Below are 15697 nucleotides of genomic sequence, written 5' to 3' on the forward strand. Positions count from 1 at the left end.
CACAGATTGTTTACGGGTGCAATTCGCAACCTTATGATACGTCGGTAACCAGACGGCAAGACTTGCGTGAAAAACTCGACCAAAGAGATAAAGGTACATCATGTTTGAGACCCGACGCCCGAGTTCCAGGCTACGCGCCGCCGCGCATATCGCAGATCTAGTCTTTCTTGAAACCTCGAACCAACTGCGTAAGGGGCATAAAAGCGCATTTGTTTCGCTGGCAATAAACATCATGCAGTCAGTCGCGTTGCTTGCTGCTTTTTATGTCACGTTCACGCTTTTGGGTCTCAAAGGCGCAAACATTCGAGGAGATTTTCTGATCTACCTTATGAGCGGGATCATGCTCTACATATCCCACATAAAGACAGTGAGTGCCATTTCCGGCGCAGCCAGTGCGTCAAACGAAATGCTCAAACACGCCCCCATGCAGCCAATTATTTTGATCATTTCCGCAGCATTGGGGGCGCTTTACATTCAGGTGCTATCAATTTTCATTGTACTATTTTTCTATTACGTGTTGATTACACCATTCGAGATCGACCAACCTGTAATGGCGTTTTTCATGTTCATTTTAGCATGGTTTACAGGAATCGGCGTCGGATTGATCTTACTCGCGCTCAAACCTTGGGCTCCTAAAGCCGTACAGGTTTTTCAACTCATTTACACACGTGCAAATATGATCGGCTCGGGCAAAATGTTCGTCGCCAATTCCTTGCCCCTCTTTATGCTTTCGATGTTTGATTGGAACCCTCTGTTTCACGTCATCGATCAATGTCGAGGGTTTATCTTTATCAACTATTTCCCACGCAACTCCTCGCTGGAATATCCTTTTATCGTCAGTATTGCATTGATCGTTATAGGCATGATGGGCGAATTCTATACGCGGCAGTATGATTCTCAAAGCTGGTACGCGGCCCGATAAATCTGTAGCGGCTTATCTGGATGGTCCGCCTGCTGCCTTGCAATGCCCACGGTGATAGGCTGCTGGCATTCGCTGATGTCAAAGGGTTGCCAGAAATGGCATGATCGACATTCGATAGCGCTCCGCCCCCAACACCTATTTTCTGAATAGCGTAACCGCAACTGATGCCAATGCAGTCAGCTGTTAGGAAATCCCCGTATTTATAGATTTCCAACAATGGCACTTCCAAACAAGGCGGGGAACAATAGGTTACAGAAGTATCATCGATAGAGACCGGAAGCGGAAAGTGTTAATTTAAGTGATTAGAACCACTAAATCGTCACTTCTGAAATTCGACCAGCTCATAGGGTGTACCAACATTGCTCTCGATCTCATGAATATGACCCTCTACTTCCTCTGTTGTCGGAAAGAATTTTTGACAAGAAGGTTCCAGAAATCCACCATCAACTAAATCTTGATACATTTCACCAAAATCCAAAACAGAAAAATTTAAATTTGGATTTGCAACATCACGAGGTCGCCATTCCCCTTTAATGTGATGAATAATGCTGGAGGGCGTTCCAATTGCAGCCTCAAACTGACCCGAAAAGTTAACAACTGGGCCTCCATCGTGATTGCGCCTTGATATTATGGCGACTTTAATATTCTTGGGACAGACAGAGGGGATAAGATGGAAGGGCGTTCCGTCAAGTCCCACGATAACGCTTGCGGTCTGGTATTTCTCTATCTGCTCAGATAGTGAAAATTTCTCTGGCGAATAAATCTCGTACCCGGCCGCAGCAAAAGTTTTTTCCAGTGCAGATTCACCGACGATACCGCGTCTCTTGACGCTAAGTTTAGAACGCGTAACATAAATTTTCGTCCGTGATTTTTGTCTAAGTGCATGTCCGTGCAGTGCATTCCTTTCGCGTAAGAAGCGATGATAGTACGATGAGCCCTGAGCGTTTTTGTAGGAGGCGATGCCGGGCTCTGACAGGATCAGGTGGTCGACACAGGTTGGACCCGTTACCGTATGAACGGGCAAATCGATACCCAATTGTTCAAGGTAGGAGCACATATTTTCCTCGTCTCTTTTCGTTTTGTCAGGAGTGTTTGCCACTATCCTGAAGCAAAGGATTGCGTCGATATGGTCCTTCACGTGATCCATCGCCCAAAGTGGTCCAAGGGTGCCCGTCAGAAAATGACCTAAGTGGGATGAAATATAGCCGCTTAGGATATAGGTCCCTGAAAGTTTCTTGGCCGGGAGGTTGAGACTCTTTGCAGCGTATTCACTTAAAGGCCGGTCACAAATATCGCGATGCTGGTAAATCATTTTGTTGTTGCCTGTATCTGTGACATGGCAAATTTCTTCTTGTCTATTCTCCCCCCATGGAACAAGCAGTGCATTGTCACAGGAAATCAAATTGCCTTTATAGCCTTTCGCAATATCCAATTTTGTCAGAGCGGGGACGACCATCTTAACCTCTGAAATTACCGTGGACTTGTATCTTCATAGTCTCAAACTCTCATCCCGTTTAAGCTGTCTTTCTCTTCAAAGGCAATGAGCATATTCCGCCGAATGTTGAGTTTTTACTCTTATGGGGAGTGTCTGGATCTCTGTTGAAGCTTTGATTTAGGGTGGCGTTACTTCTCCCTGAGTATTCGACCCGGAGTGATTAAACCAAGTTGAAGTCGTTGAAAGAATACGATAGCGCAAGCCATTCTTGGATGCGTGTTTGGAAAATTATGCTGATGATCCTTCGGTAGATGAAGTTTACTTACACCAACCTGTAAATTATTTGCTCAAAGCTTCTGGTCGTATCGAAAAACTCGCAGATCTTACGCCGGTTCGCAAACTGTCAAACATTCCGTTGGATCAACTGAACGTATTTTTGAAGCTCATTAATCTGTTAGCGAAACAGCCTGAATTGGTTTTCCATAAATCAGGCTGGCGTTAGTCCTCGCCTCCCTGTTGATCCTTACCTTTTTCGGTGAGCTAGTGCTTTTCAGGGTGATCGTGAACGACAGTATGGTGACGACACCCTGGTCAGCGTCATTGTAGCTCGCTGTGTCAAGGTCGCTGCCACCAATCAACTTTTCGGCGCCGCTACCGGACAAAATTGGGATTGAAGTAATGATTCTCAAAATTTCTGACTATTGATGGAAACCAACCTGGAGGTAGGCTAAGGCTGGATTTTCATGCATTTACTTAAGCGTCTCGATCAATCTGAGGGGTACAGGAGCCAACCATCAAGACGCAACGCCGCTTGGGAAATTTTTCTCAGACAGAATATCCAACCGGATCTATGATATTCGAATCAGCTTGATCAAGACAACCGTTGAACCAATACGTCCTGACTGTCATCTATACAGCTGCGGCTCCCATTTGCGCTGAACTCAGTCAACCACCCGCAAGGTCAGATTCAGCCGCCCCCCTTTGGGCAACAATTGCGATGAGCCATACCTGATCCGGTCGATCCCGTGATAGGTCAGGCGCGCGTCGCCACCCATCACCACCACATCACCCGATTGCAGCCAGATCGATTCGGTTGATCCACCCTTGGTTGGGTTGCCGATTCGAAACAACCCGTCATCTCCCAATGACACTGAAACGACCGGCCAGCTGAAGTCCGCCTCATCACGGTCTTGATGCAGTCCCATCCGGGCGCCTTCACCGTAGAAATTGGCCAAACAACAATCCGGCAAACGCTCAAAACCCACCACCTGCCGCCAAATTTCAATCACCAGATCAGGAATCACGGGCCAAAGTGCCCCATTTGGGTGATGTGTTTCATAGCGGTAGCCCGATTTATCGGAAAACCAACCATATTTCCCAGCCGAGGTCATCTTGACAGTCATAGGCTTGCCATAGGGCGTCATCGGTGAAAATGGCGGTGCGCAAGCCGCAACATTCCGAATTTCCGCAAGAATCTCAGCCTGCAATGCTGCATCCAGAAACCCTTTAAAAATGCGAAATCCGCGTAGTTCCAGTACTGTTGTTTCCATTCTTCCACAGAACTCCTGCATCGTTGATGCATTTCCGCCAAAATTACGCATTCCTAGCCTGCCGAACGCTTGCAGCAAGGCACTCGCCTCCCTATATACGCCCGGAAGCGTCGCACTGAGCAACCAGTACGGCAGATTCAATTTGGGGCTTGATGCCGTAACGGGTCAGGTATCCAGACCATCGCCTAAAGTAGAAGGGATTAAAATATGTCGAAAGTTATCGGGATTGACCTCGGAACCACCAATAGCTGTGTGGCCATCATGGATGGCAGCCAGGCACGTGTAATCGAAAACTCCGAAGGTGCACGCACAACGCCTTCGATCGTTGGTTTCGCAGAAGACGAGCGCCTTGTTGGCCAACCAGCCAAACGCCAAGCTGTTACTAACCCAGAAAACACCGTCTTTGGCGTCAAGCGTCTGATCGGCCGTCGCGCCGATGATGCCGATCTGGCCAAAGACAAGAAGAACATGCCATTCAACGTCATCGACGGCGGCAATGGCGACGCATGGGTTGAGGCCCGCGGTGAAAAGTACTCACCTTCACAAATCTCCGCTTTCATCCTCGGTAAGATGAAAGAAACCGCCGAGAGCTATCTTGGCGAAGAGGTGACCCAAGCCGTCATCACCGTTCCTGCCTATTTCAACGACGCCCAGCGTCAGGCCACCAAAGACGCCGGTAAAATCGCCGGTCTCGAAGTGCTGCGCATCATCAACGAACCAACGGCTGCCGCTCTGGCCTACGGTCTGGACAAAGAAGAAACCCACACCATCGCGGTTTATGACCTTGGCGGTGGTACCTTTGACGTGACCATTCTGGAAATCGACGAAGGTCTATTCGAAGTTAAATCCACCAACGGTGACACATTCCTGGGTGGTGAAGACTTTGACATGCGCATCGTCAACTATTTGGCAGGCGAGTTCAAAAAGGAAAACGGCGTCGACCTGACCAAGGACAAGATGGCCCTGCAGCGTCTGAAAGAAGCCGCTGAAAAAGCCAAGATCGAACTGTCCAGCAGCTCCCAAACCGAAATCAACCAGCCGTTCATCTCGATGGGCAAAGACGGTGCACCTTTGCACATGGTCATGAAACTGACCCGTGCCAAGCTGGAATCACTGGTTGCTGACCTGATCAAAGCCTCGATCAAACCTTGCCAGGCCGCGTTGAAAGACGCCGGCATGTCCGCCAGCGAAATCGACGAGGTTGTTTTGGTCGGTGGTATGACCCGCATGCCACGCGTCATCGAAGAAGTGACTAAATTCTTCGGCAAAGAGCCGCACAAAGGTGTGAACCCTGACGAAGTGGTTGCCATGGGCGCCGCCATTCAGGCTGGCGTTCTGCAAGGTGACGTCAAAGACGTTGTTCTACTCGACGTGACCCCACTGTCGCTGGGTATCGAAACTCTGGGCGGCGTCTTCACCCGTCTGATCGACCGCAACACCACGATCCCGACCAACAAGTCGCAGATCTTCTCGACCGCTGAAGACAATCAGTCGGCCGTGACCATCCGTGTCTTCCAGGGCGAGCGTGAAATGGCGGCGGACAACAAGATCCTCGGCCAGTTCAACCTCGAAGACATCCCACCTGCGCCACGTGGCATGCCTCAGATCGAAGTGACCTTTGACATCGACGCCAACGGCATCGTCTCGGTTGAAGCCAAAGACAAAGGCACCGGGAAAGAGCACAAGATCACCATTCAGGCCTCAGGTGGCCTGTCGGATGACGACATCGAGCAAATGGTGCGTGACGCCGAAGAGAACGCCGAAGCCGACAAAGCTCGCAAAGAGTTGGTGGAAGCACGCAACCAGGCAGAAAGCCTCATCCACTCGACTGAAAAGTCGATGGAAGAGCACGCCGACAAGGTTGACCCGACCACCATCGAGGCAATCGAGCTGGCCATCGCCGCGCTCAAGGACGATCTGGAAGACGAGAAAGCCACTGGTGAGAAGATCAAAGCTGGTGTCCAGAACGTCACAGAATCGGCAATGAAGCTTGGCGAAGCCATCTATAAGGCCAGCCAAGAAGAGGCCGACGATGAGCCAACTGCTGCTGATGCAGGCCCAAGCGAAGACGATATCGTCGACGCTGACTTCGAAGATCTCGACAACGACAAGCGCGCCTGATGCGCTGACGGAAACTTAGGGGGCGTTCTGGTTCGCCAGATCGCCCCCGACGTTCCCGCAAAGGGAGATCCCGATGGCAAAACGCGATTATTATGAAGTTCTTGGCGCCTCCAAAGGGGCCACGGCGGAGGAAATCAAAAAAGCCTACCGCCGCAAAGCCAAAGAACTTCACCCCGACCGCAACAAAGACAACCCCGGATCAGAAGCCGCCTTTAAGGAGGTCGGCGAGGCTTATGATGTCCTGAAGGACGCCGATAAAAAAGCGGCCTATGATCGCTATGGCCATGCCGCATTCGAAGGCGGAATGGGTGGTGGCGGCGGACGTCCCGGCGGCGGGCATGGTGATTTTGCCAGCTCGTTTTCAGACGTTTTTGATGATCTCTTTGGTGATTTCATGGGTGGTGGCCGCGGTGGCGGCGGACGTCAGCGCGCGGCGCGCGGCTCGGATTTGCGCTATAACCTGCGTGTAACGCTGGAAGAGGCTTATAACGGCCTGCAGAAAACCATCAACGTGCCCACGACAGTGTCCTGCGACTCGTGCAACGGCACCGGTGCTGATGGCGGTGTTGAACCCACTACCTGCCCGACCTGCTCCGGCATGGGCAAGGTGCGTGCGCAGCAAGGCTTCTTTACTGTTGAACGCAGCTGCCCGACCTGTTCGGGCCTGGGGCAAATCATCAAGAACCCGTGCAACAGCTGTCATGGCCAGGGCCGCGTAGAAAAAGAGCGCTCGCTCAGCGTCAACATCCCCGCAGGTGTGGAAACCGGCACCCGTATCCGTCTTGCCAACGAAGGCGAGGCCGGCATGCGTGGTGGTCCATCAGGGGATCTCTATATCTTTATCGAGGTCTCCAAACATGCGCTCTTTGAACGCGAAGACTTGAATCTTTTCTGCCGTGTGCCCGTGTCCATCGCGACTGCAGCACTTGGTGGTGACATCGAGGTTCCGACCATCGATGGCGGTCGTTCGCGGGTGAAAATCCCGGCCGGGTCGCAATCCGGTCGCCAGATGCGCTTGCGCTCCAAAGGCATGCCCGCACTACGTGGGGCGGCCAGTGGGGACATGTTCATTGAGCTGGCAGTCGAAACCCCCGTCAACCTGACCTCGCGACAGAAAGAGATCTTGCGCGAATTTGATACGCTGTCCGAGGAAAACAACCCCGAAAGCAGCAGTTTCTTCAAATCGGTCAAATCCTTCTGGGATTCGATGAAAAGTTAAGGTCTTAAACGCCACCGAAATTCAAATCGGTGGCGTTTCACATGCTCCCGACACAACTAGATTGAGTTTCTCGCATATCCGTACATCATAGGGTGAACGGAGGGCGCTGATGAAACTTTTGTCCGGCATCGCACTGACAATGCTACTGTTATCCACCAGCTTCGCTCAGGCAAACGAAACTCGTATGAGTTGGTTGGCGGACTCCTACCTCATTGATAACCTTGAGAAAGGCGGAACTTGGGAGGTGGAAGCCTTCGACACAAAAATCGAATATTTGTGTTTGAAATGTGATGGGAAGGTTGCGGCCACGATTGAAGTGATCGCTCCTTATGAGGCTCTACAACATGTATCCAAACAAGCGCGCTATCTTTCAGAGCGAAAATCATATTGCGCCAATTTGGCAATCAAAAATGAAGGCCGTTGCATCAGCACATCAGAAATTGGGTTTCGAGGTGGCGCACTTTCAGGCTTTGAATCGCGCCACATAGCAGACGGCGAAGGAAAGATTGAAGTCGTTTTCTTTTATACAGAAGGACAACGAGATCCCGAGCTTATCAAGGGAACGATCACCGACAGTGGGGCGATTTCTGATCCGCGCGAACTTCTTTTATGGCATATGGCGAAACTCACTCTTTGGTGGTGACGAACTTGGCCCGAGTTTGACCGCTCTCATACCGCATGCGCCTTACGAACGCTCTGCGCGATCTGATCCAGATGTTTGTCCCAGGTACCACAGCACCCGCCCCACATATCGACAGCGGGATAGCGCCGTGCCAGATCGCCCATCAATTCGCCAAGCTCAACCGGATCCCCCTCTTCGATATGGCCCAGCTTGCAGAGCGATATCTTATCCATCTTGGCCGCATTCGGGCGCAGTGATCTGATCCGCTGGCTCCAATCGCCGGGTTCCAGCGCGGGTTCAAATTCAACAGGGTGCGAGCAGTTGATTCCATAGGAATCAGGCCGCGCCTCCCCCGCCTCGGCATCCGTCGCCTCAATTGCCTCTTGAAGGCTTGGCCCTGACTTCAGCTTATGTGTGCTGTCCAACGTAAATGACATATTCACCGGCAGGCCGACAGAAGCCGCCGCCCGACTAACACCAACGGCTTCAGGAACATTATTGAATGTCGCAGCCCAAACTATATCCACATCACATTCTTTCAACGTGTGCATCTGAGTGGCGTGATATTCTTCTGCATCTTCCGCTGTAATATCACGGTTCAAAGAATACGCGTCCCCACGTGGGCCGATGCAGCCAGCAATAACCACCCGAGGAACCTGCTCTCGGTAAGGCGCTGCAACATCGTTCAAAAACGCGATGCATTTATGCTGCACTTCACGCAATCCTTCAGCGGAATACCCAAGCTTTTCGCCCCAATCCGGGCTGGCCCGATAATCAAAACCGGCCAACATCGCGCCAAACCCGTGTTTCGCTGCTATATCAAGATAGCGTCGGTACATGTCCTTCAGATCTTGAGCTGCCGACGGTTTCTCGATCAATTCGAACATGGCAAATTCACGGAGTTCATGACCATGGCGATACATGGCTTCGGTCTCGGTTCCCCCTTCCATAAGGAAAATAATTCCATCCTCTCGAGGAAAACTTACTGCTGATAATGTCATTGTTGCCCCCAGGCCAAATCTAATTTTCAAAGAATACCATAGAAATAAGCTTCACCAAAATCGGCCCGCGAGCACCTCCCAGTTGATGTTTAACCATTTCCTAACCAACTCTGCGCAATACTCGCGATATGGCACAGACACACGCCTTCTCAGACACTCCGCTTTTGCCTCTGTTTGATGCCGACGAGGCGGTGGTTACGGAACGCCCTCCCTCAGGGCGGTTTCCCTCCTACATCCGCGATCACCGCAAACGTCTGCGCGAACGGTTCCTGTCCGGTGGGGCGCAGGCCATGCCGGACTATGAACTACTGGAACTTGTCCTGTTCCGCGCCATCCCCCGCCGCGACGTCAAACCCTTGGCGCGTGCTTTGATCGACCAGTTTGAACAGTTCTCCAACGTCATCTCGGCCCCGATCGAACAACTGTCCGAGGTACCGGGCGTCGGCGACGCCGTTATTTGCGAGTTGAAAATCATCGAGGCTGCCGCCCATCGCCTGTCGCGCGGAAAAATCCTGCGCCGCCATGTATTGTCGTCTTGGAATGCACTGTTGGAATACTGCCAAACGACCATGGCCCACCGCGACACCGAACAGTTCCGGGTCTTCTATTTGGATCGCAAGAACACCTTGATCGGGGACGAGGAACAAGCCAGCGGCACCGTCGATCACGTCCCGGTCTACCCGCGCGAGGTGGTCAAGCGCGCCCTCCACCTCAATGCCAGCGCGCTTATTCTGGTTCACAACCACCCCTCTGGTGACCCCACACCATCAGACGCAGATCTCGCCATGACACAACAGATCAGAGCAGCAGCCGAAGCCCTGAACATCACGCTGCATGATCACATCATCATCGGAAAATCTTGCGAACTTAGCTTTCGTGCAGAGGGCCTACTTTAACGCACCCAGACCTCAACCCGCCGATTGATCTGCCGCCCCCAAGAACTGTTGTCACAGGCCATTGGGAGCGCCTCTCCAAAGGCTTCCGTCTCCAACTCAATATTCTTCAGGTCTGCGGTCTCAGCCGCACTCAACACTGCCTGCCGGACCGCCGTCGCCCGGCGCATAGCAATGCTTCGGTTCGCCGCTGCGCCACCGTCCCCATCACTAAACCCGACAAAGACCAGACGCCGCGCATCGTAACGACCTGCTTCCATCGCATGTGCCAATTGCAACACATTCGAGCGCGATTGCGCATCCAACCGGCTGGACCCAGCTTCGAACCGAAAAGTCGTGCTCAGCCGTTTCAGTGGCGTCAGTACATCAACCATTCGCTGTAGTTCCTTCAGGCTCACTTCGCTCCCCGCCCGCGCAATGGCATTGGCAAATCTGTCACCTTGCGCATTGATCGCAATCTCTTCGGGACTTTGATCCACGAACCCCGCCCGCCGAATGATCAACTGCGCCGAGGGTTCGCTCAGGAAGTTCACAAACTCCCGCCCGACCTTGGGCAGGCGTCGTGCCGGGAAATACAAAAACAGTGGCGCAGTCAGCGGGTAATCCTCGGTTTTCATAGCCGTCCGCGAGGCTTTCATCGAAAAGCCGCATTCCCCGCTCAGCCCCAGTTCCTGACTGTCTCCCAGTTCCGAACGACTCGTGATCCCCAATGCGAATGACCCTGCTGCAACCGCCTCAGCAAGAGATTGATTGTTGGCATGGCGGTAGATTTCTGCGCGCAGATCCTGAGCCACTGGTACTAAAAGCTGATCAAACGTCGCCTGACCAAGCCCTGATTCACTATCTCGAATATGCAGGTCAATCGGCGCGTCCACACCACCCAAATCTTGCCAGTTGGTGATCTCGCCAGCTAGCACACGCGACAACTGCGTTGGCGTCAAATCTTGCACCGGGTTTTCCGGTGCGACCACCGGCACCAGCGCGTCCAAAGCGATTACGCGGCTGCGCCCCTGACCTTTCAGGTCCCCAAGGCCGCGTTCACGCGCGCGATCTCTCTCTTGCGGACGTACTTCGCGAGCGGCCATGACAACGTCAGCCTCGTTGGCAAGAAGATCGGCAAAGCCTTCATCGGTATTGGTCAGGTGAAAGGTAAATTCCGCCAGCAAGCGGTTATCTTCTTTCGCGCTCAGACCATAAAGAGTTTGCCCCCCCACCAGATCGTCACGCATGAGCTCAAGGTCATTGCGCGAGGCATAGGCTTCAAGCAGGGCTGGCATTAAAACCCGACCAACCACCGGCGCCCCTGAAAAGGAAAGGCGCGCCACATAGTTTTCCAGATCGGGGCATCCCGGACCAGAGCACACCACGCCAGATCCATCAACGGTCAGCTCTCCGTAGATGGTATCAACACGGTAAAATTCACCGTCGAACCCCAGCAAATCACCGGTGATCTCAATCTTTCCGTCCTGAGAGGTCAGGCTGACATCCTGCGCGTCAGCGACGATAGCACCTCCAAAAACAAAAAGTGCCGCGAATTTCGCCGCGCGTGCCCACTTCATGTGTTAACTCCTGGTGCTTAAACGATCTTGCGCGCAGTTTTCGGGTGATTGGCAGTAATATTCAACACCCTTATAACGCCCTGCGACAAACATCACACAGGTGAGGCATCGGTGAAACGATTCAGGTGCCTACGGACGTCTCACATTGACAGAGCCATCAGATCAAACTGCGGGGATGGCACTTCGCTTGGGAACTCTATGATCGGCATGTCAGATGAAATATCTCTGGTATGGATCACTTGGGCATATGGGCTAAGACGCTCCTGCCTGTCAGCAGCCTGATTTTTCTCGCCTGCCGTCTGTACCACGCTCATAAGTGCGTAAGTTTCTGTGTCGTGGGCATGTTCATGGGAGCTAAAAGTCGTATGCACGAAATTTTTGATTTTCGAATAATGATCATGCATTTCCGGTTCATGTGAAGGATCATGTGAATCATTTTGCATTATGTGCCCTAAACCAAAGGCACAAAGCAGAGTTGCCACAACTTTAGCACTTCTAAAAGTGTATGATTCGCCCAGAATCATTGTCCCAAACCCTTCACCCCCAAGGCTTTGGGACATTGATTCACAATCGTGGCGATGGTGTGGCAACATCAGGGCAGCAATTAGATCAGGCCGCCAACGCTTTTTATGCTAACCGCCCATGGCAATGCTTGAACTTCTTGCCCGAACCACAGGGGCAAGGGTCATTTCGGCTTGGGTTGCCCCAGGTTGATGGATCATCCTCGATAAACCCATCAACGACTTCGCCTTCAGGCTCGACTGGCTCAGAATTCGCGTCGTCAGCGATCGCCTGTTGCTGCTGAACCAGTTGTTGCATCATCGCCTGTTGCTCATCTTCCGAGATCGGACGCACTTGCGACAGCTTCTGCGTCACCTCATGCCGGAGACTGTCCAGCATAGTCTCGAACAACTGAAAGGATTCGTTTTTGTATTCGTTCAGCGGGTCCCGCTGCGCATAGCCCCGAAACCCGACAACACTGCGCAGGTGTTCAAGCGTCAGCAAATGTTCACGCCATTTGGTATCGATGGTCTGCAACAAAATCTGTTTTTCGATCATGCGCATGTTTTCCGGTCCGAACTGCGTCGCCTTTTGCGCCATCATTTCGTCCGCAGCGTTTTCCAGGCGCTCGATGATGTCTTCGTCGTCCACACCTTCTTCGTCAGCCCATTCGCCGACCGGTGCGTCAAGCGTCAACTGTTCGATCACCGCATTGTGCAGACTTTCGGTATCCCATTGATCCGCATAGGTTTTAGGCGGCATATAGGTATCAACCAGATCACCAATAACCTCATGGCGCATTTCCTGCGCGACGTTAGACAGATCCTCGGCCTTCATGATGTCCAGACGCTGCTTAAATATCACTTTGCGCTGCTCGTTCATCACGTCGTCGAACTTCAACAACTGTTTGCGGATGTCAAAGTTGCGGCCCTCGACCTTGGCCTGCGCGCGCTCCAGCGATTTGTTCACCCACGGGTGAATGATCGCCTCGCCTTCTTTCATTCCCAGGGTTGAAAGAACTTTCTCAAGTCGCTCTGAACCAAAAATACGCATCAGGTCGTCATCAAGGCTCAGGAAAAACGCCGAACGCCCGGGGTCTCCCTGACGACCTGAACGGCCACGCAGTTGGTTGTCGATCCGGCGAGATTCGTGGCGCTCTGTTGCCAGAACGAACAGGCCACCAGCCTCCATGACCGATTTTTCCGCGGCTTCATGCTCCGCTTCGATCCGATCACGGATCGCCTGATGATCTCCATCGGGGTCGGCCTCGATCGCCTCCATAATCTTGAACTCGACATTGCCGCCCAGCTTAATATCGGTCCCGCGGCCAGCCATGTTGGTTGCGATGGTCACGGCATTCAGCTTACCCGCATCCGCGACAATCTGGGCTTCCTGCTCGTGCTGGCGTGCATTCAGTACGTTGTGCGTCACATCCGCTTGCGTCAGCAACTGGCTCAATTGCTCGGACTTTTCAATCGAGGTTGTACCAACAAGAATCGGCTGGCCCTTCTGATGCGCCTTGCGAATTTCTTCCAGGATCGCTTTGTATTTCTCTTCTTGCGACTTATAGATCGCATCGTCTTTATCGATCCGCGCAATCGGCTTGTTGGTTGGGACCTCGACCACACCGAGATTGTATATCTCGCCAAATTCCTCGGCCTCGGTCGCCGCTGTGCCGGTCATCCCGGCCAGTTTGTCATACAGGCGAAAATAGTTCTGGAAAGTCACCTGAGCCAAGGTCACGTTTTCGGGCTGAATGTCGCAGCCTTCCTTAGCTTCAATCGCTTGGTGCAAACCATCCGAAAGACGCCGCCCCGACATCATCCGGCCGGTGAACTCGTCAATCAGCACAACATTGCCATCACGCACGATATATTCTTTGTCGCGCGCAAACAGCTTGTGCGCCCGCAGGCCTTGGTTGACGTGGTGCACAATCGTGGTGCTTTCCGGGTCATAGAGAGACTGTTCGCCCTCTAGCAGGCCGTGCTGTTGCAGTAGCTCTTCCAGAAACTCGTTGCCCTCATCAGTAAAGGTCACATTGCGGGATTTTTCGTCCAGCTTGTAGTGCTCTTCCGCCAGCTCAGGGATCAGCTTGTCGATCGCGGTGTATAGCTCGCTGCGATCCTGCGCTGGTCCGGAAACGATCAGTGGCGTACGGGCTTCGTCAATAAGGATCGAGTCGACTTCGTCCACCACAGCAAAGTGGTGGTCCCGCTGGTTCATCTCTTCGAGCGACGATTTCATATTATCGCGCAGATAATCAAAGCCCAACTCATTGTTGGTGGCATAAGTCACATCCGAGGCATAAGCCTCTTTCTTCTCAGCATCAGGCTGCTGCGGGTACACCACCCCGGTGGTCATCCCCAGAGCCGTGTAAACCTTGCTCATCCATTCCGCGTCACGACGCGCCAAATAATCGTTGACGGTCACAATATGCACGCCGCGACCCGTTAGCGCATTCAGATATGACGGGAAGGTCGCCACAAGCGTTTTACCCTCACCCGTCTTCATCTCGGAAATATTGCCCTGATGCAGGAAAATCCCACCCATCAACTGCACATCAAAGGCGCGCAGGCCCAATGCGCGGCGGGCCGCTTCGCGGCAGTTGGCAAAAGCCTCCGGCAAAAGCTGTTCCAGCGTCTCGCCGGCCTCATAGCGTTTTTTGAAATCTGAAGTCTTTTCAAGCAGGCCTTCGTCAGACAGGGCCTCAAATTCGGGCTCCAGCGCGTTGATCTTTTGCACCAGCGGGCGCGTCGCTTTGACTTTGCGGTCATTGGGGGTGCCAAAAATCTTCTTAGCGACAGTTCCTAAACCCAGCATATTTTATCCGTTCTGGCCTATTATCTTTTTGTGCCGGACATCTGCTTGCCTCATCCGCATTCCACCCATAAGTATCAGGGCGAAAGCCAGTAGTCCCGCTTGGTCATAAGGCGATGTAAGGGGCCGCCGGTAGAGTGTCAACGCCGCGCGCCTGCGCCCAACCCAAGACGTATCCATAAAGGGACATTTTCATGCTATTTTCTCGCCCTCTCCACCCGGTCTTTTCACTTGTGGCCGCAGGTTTTTTGGCCTTTCCAGCAGCTGCACAGGAAAGCACTGACGTCGATCAGGTTCTGGCCGAGGTCAACGGCGTGAAGATCACATTGGGTCACGTTATCGCGCAACGCTCAACTCTGCCGCAGCAATACGATCAGGTCGACAGCAAAATCCTGTTTGATGGCCTGCTGGAACAGCTGATCCAACAAACCCTGTTAATGCAGTCCGTTGATGCAGAGCCTTCCAAATTGATCAACCTTCTGATCGAAAACGAACGCCGCGGCATGATCGCCAACCAAAACAGCCGCGACGTCCTGTTGGCCCCGATTGCCCCTGCAGAAGTTGAAGCGGTTTATAACGAACGCTACCAATCCGGCCCGAAGGCAGAGGAATACAACGCCGCACATATTCTTGTTGAACAGGAAGACGAGGCCAAAGCGATTATCGCTGAACTTGACGGTGGTGCCGACTTCGCTGCACTGGCTCAGGAAAAGTCCATCGGCCCTTCCGGCAAATCCGGCGGCGAATTGGGCTGGTTCGGCGCTGGCGCGATGGTCGAACCCTTCTTTAATGGCGTCACTGCTTTGGACGTTGGCTCATATACCGTCGCTCCCATCAAAACTGACTTCGGCTGGCATGTGATCCTGCTCAAGGAAACCCGCGAAGTTGAGCCTCCAAAACTCGAGGAAGTGGCCCCTGCCATCGAAGAAGAGTTGCGCACCCTCGCATTAGAAGCTTATCTGACCGAGCTGGAAAGCAAAGCGGACGTAACCCGCGCGGACACAACTGAGCTTGATCCCTCCGTGGTCAACAACTTCGATCTGTTGGAGAACTAAAC

13 protein-coding genes are annotated in these 15697 nt (G+C 52.7%); 7 read left to right on the forward strand and 6 right to left on the reverse strand.

All coding sequences use genetic code 11. The annotated features are described in order from the left end of the window. Positions 1–100: 100 nt before the first annotated feature. On the forward strand, positions 101–922 hold the full coding sequence (locus ROA7450_RS06430; protein ID WP_085804864.1) for an ABC transporter permease: 822 nt from the start codon (positions 101–103) through the stop codon (positions 920–922). Positions 923–1241: 319 nt separating this feature from the next. Here ROA7450_RS06430 and ROA7450_RS06435 read toward each other — a convergent pair whose 3' ends face one another. Then, a complete protein-coding gene (locus tag ROA7450_RS06435) occupies positions 1242–2378 on the reverse strand; it encodes a glycosyltransferase family 61 protein (RefSeq protein WP_085804865.1) in 1137 nt (378 codons plus the stop codon). A 259-nt stretch (positions 2379–2637) separates the two neighbouring features. Between ROA7450_RS06435 and ROA7450_RS06440 the strand changes: the two genes are divergently transcribed. Further along, on the forward strand, positions 2638–2859 hold the full coding sequence (locus ROA7450_RS06440; protein ID WP_143534380.1) for a hypothetical protein: 222 nt from the start codon (positions 2638–2640) through the stop codon (positions 2857–2859). A gap of 439 nt (positions 2860–3298) precedes the next feature. Here the strand turns inward: ROA7450_RS06440 and ROA7450_RS06445 are convergent, their stop codons facing one another. Beyond that, a complete protein-coding gene (locus ROA7450_RS06445) occupies positions 3299–3907 on the reverse strand; it encodes an alpha-ketoglutarate-dependent dioxygenase AlkB family protein (protein WP_085804867.1) in 609 nt (202 codons plus the stop codon). A gap of 207 nt (positions 3908–4114) precedes the next feature. On the opposite strand from ROA7450_RS06445, the gene dnaK reads away from it, so the two are divergent. The 3 genes from dnaK (at position 4115) to ROA7450_RS06460 (ending at position 7890) form a co-directional block, all read left to right on the forward strand. Then, positions 4115–6028 carry a molecular chaperone DnaK gene (dnaK, locus tag ROA7450_RS06450; protein ID WP_085804868.1) on the forward strand — a complete coding sequence of 638 codons (1914 nt, stop codon included), beginning with the start codon at positions 4115–4117 and terminating at the stop codon, positions 6026–6028. 73 nt (positions 6029–6101) lie between these two features. After that, positions 6102–7247, forward strand: a complete 1146-nt coding sequence (dnaJ, locus tag ROA7450_RS06455) for a molecular chaperone DnaJ (RefSeq protein WP_085804869.1) — start codon at positions 6102–6104, stop codon at positions 7245–7247. 109 nt (positions 7248–7356) lie between these two features. Further along, on the forward strand, positions 7357–7890 hold the full coding sequence (locus ROA7450_RS06460) for a hypothetical protein (RefSeq protein ID WP_085804870.1): 534 nt from the start codon (positions 7357–7359) through the stop codon (positions 7888–7890). A gap of 26 nt (positions 7891–7916) precedes the next feature. Here ROA7450_RS06460 and ROA7450_RS06465 read toward each other — a convergent pair whose 3' ends face one another. Next, positions 7917–8870 carry a homocysteine S-methyltransferase family protein gene (locus ROA7450_RS06465; protein WP_085804871.1) on the reverse strand — a complete coding sequence of 318 codons (954 nt, stop codon included), beginning with the start codon at positions 8868–8870 and terminating at the stop codon, positions 7917–7919. Positions 8871–8998: 128 nt separating this feature from the next. Between ROA7450_RS06465 and radC the strand changes: the two genes are divergently transcribed. Beyond that, the gene (gene radC / locus ROA7450_RS06470; protein ID WP_085804872.1) at positions 8999–9766 is read left to right on the forward strand and encodes a RadC family protein; all 768 of its coding nucleotides are present in this window, start codon (positions 8999–9001) and stop codon (positions 9764–9766) included. Here radC and ROA7450_RS06475 read toward each other — a convergent pair. The 3 genes from ROA7450_RS06475 to secA form a co-directional block, all read right to left on the reverse strand. After that, positions 9763–11322 carry a substrate-binding domain-containing protein gene (locus ROA7450_RS06475; RefSeq protein ID WP_085804873.1) on the reverse strand — a complete coding sequence of 520 codons (1560 nt, stop codon included), beginning with the start codon at positions 11320–11322 and terminating at the stop codon, positions 9763–9765. The two genes, radC and ROA7450_RS06475, sit on opposite strands and share 4 nt — an antisense overlap. A gap of 140 nt (positions 11323–11462) precedes the next feature. Further along, positions 11463–11882 carry a hypothetical protein gene (locus ROA7450_RS06480; protein ID WP_143534381.1) on the reverse strand — a complete coding sequence of 140 codons (420 nt, stop codon included), beginning with the start codon at positions 11880–11882 and terminating at the stop codon, positions 11463–11465. 67 nt (positions 11883–11949) lie between these two features. Beyond that, positions 11950–14643, reverse strand: coding sequence for a preprotein translocase subunit SecA (gene secA, locus ROA7450_RS06485; protein WP_085804875.1), 2694 nt, complete (start codon positions 14641–14643; stop codon positions 11950–11952). Positions 14644–14834: 191 nt separating this feature from the next. Here secA and ROA7450_RS06490 point away from each other — a divergent pair, with 191 nt between their 5' ends. Next, positions 14835–15695, forward strand: a complete 861-nt coding sequence (locus ROA7450_RS06490) for a peptidylprolyl isomerase (RefSeq protein WP_085804876.1) — start codon at positions 14835–14837, stop codon at positions 15693–15695. The last annotated feature ends 2 nt before the right edge of the window (positions 15696–15697 follow it).

This window comes from Roseovarius albus (assembly GCF_900172335.1).
GTDB lineage: Bacteria > Pseudomonadota > Alphaproteobacteria > Rhodobacterales > Rhodobacteraceae > Roseovarius > Roseovarius albus.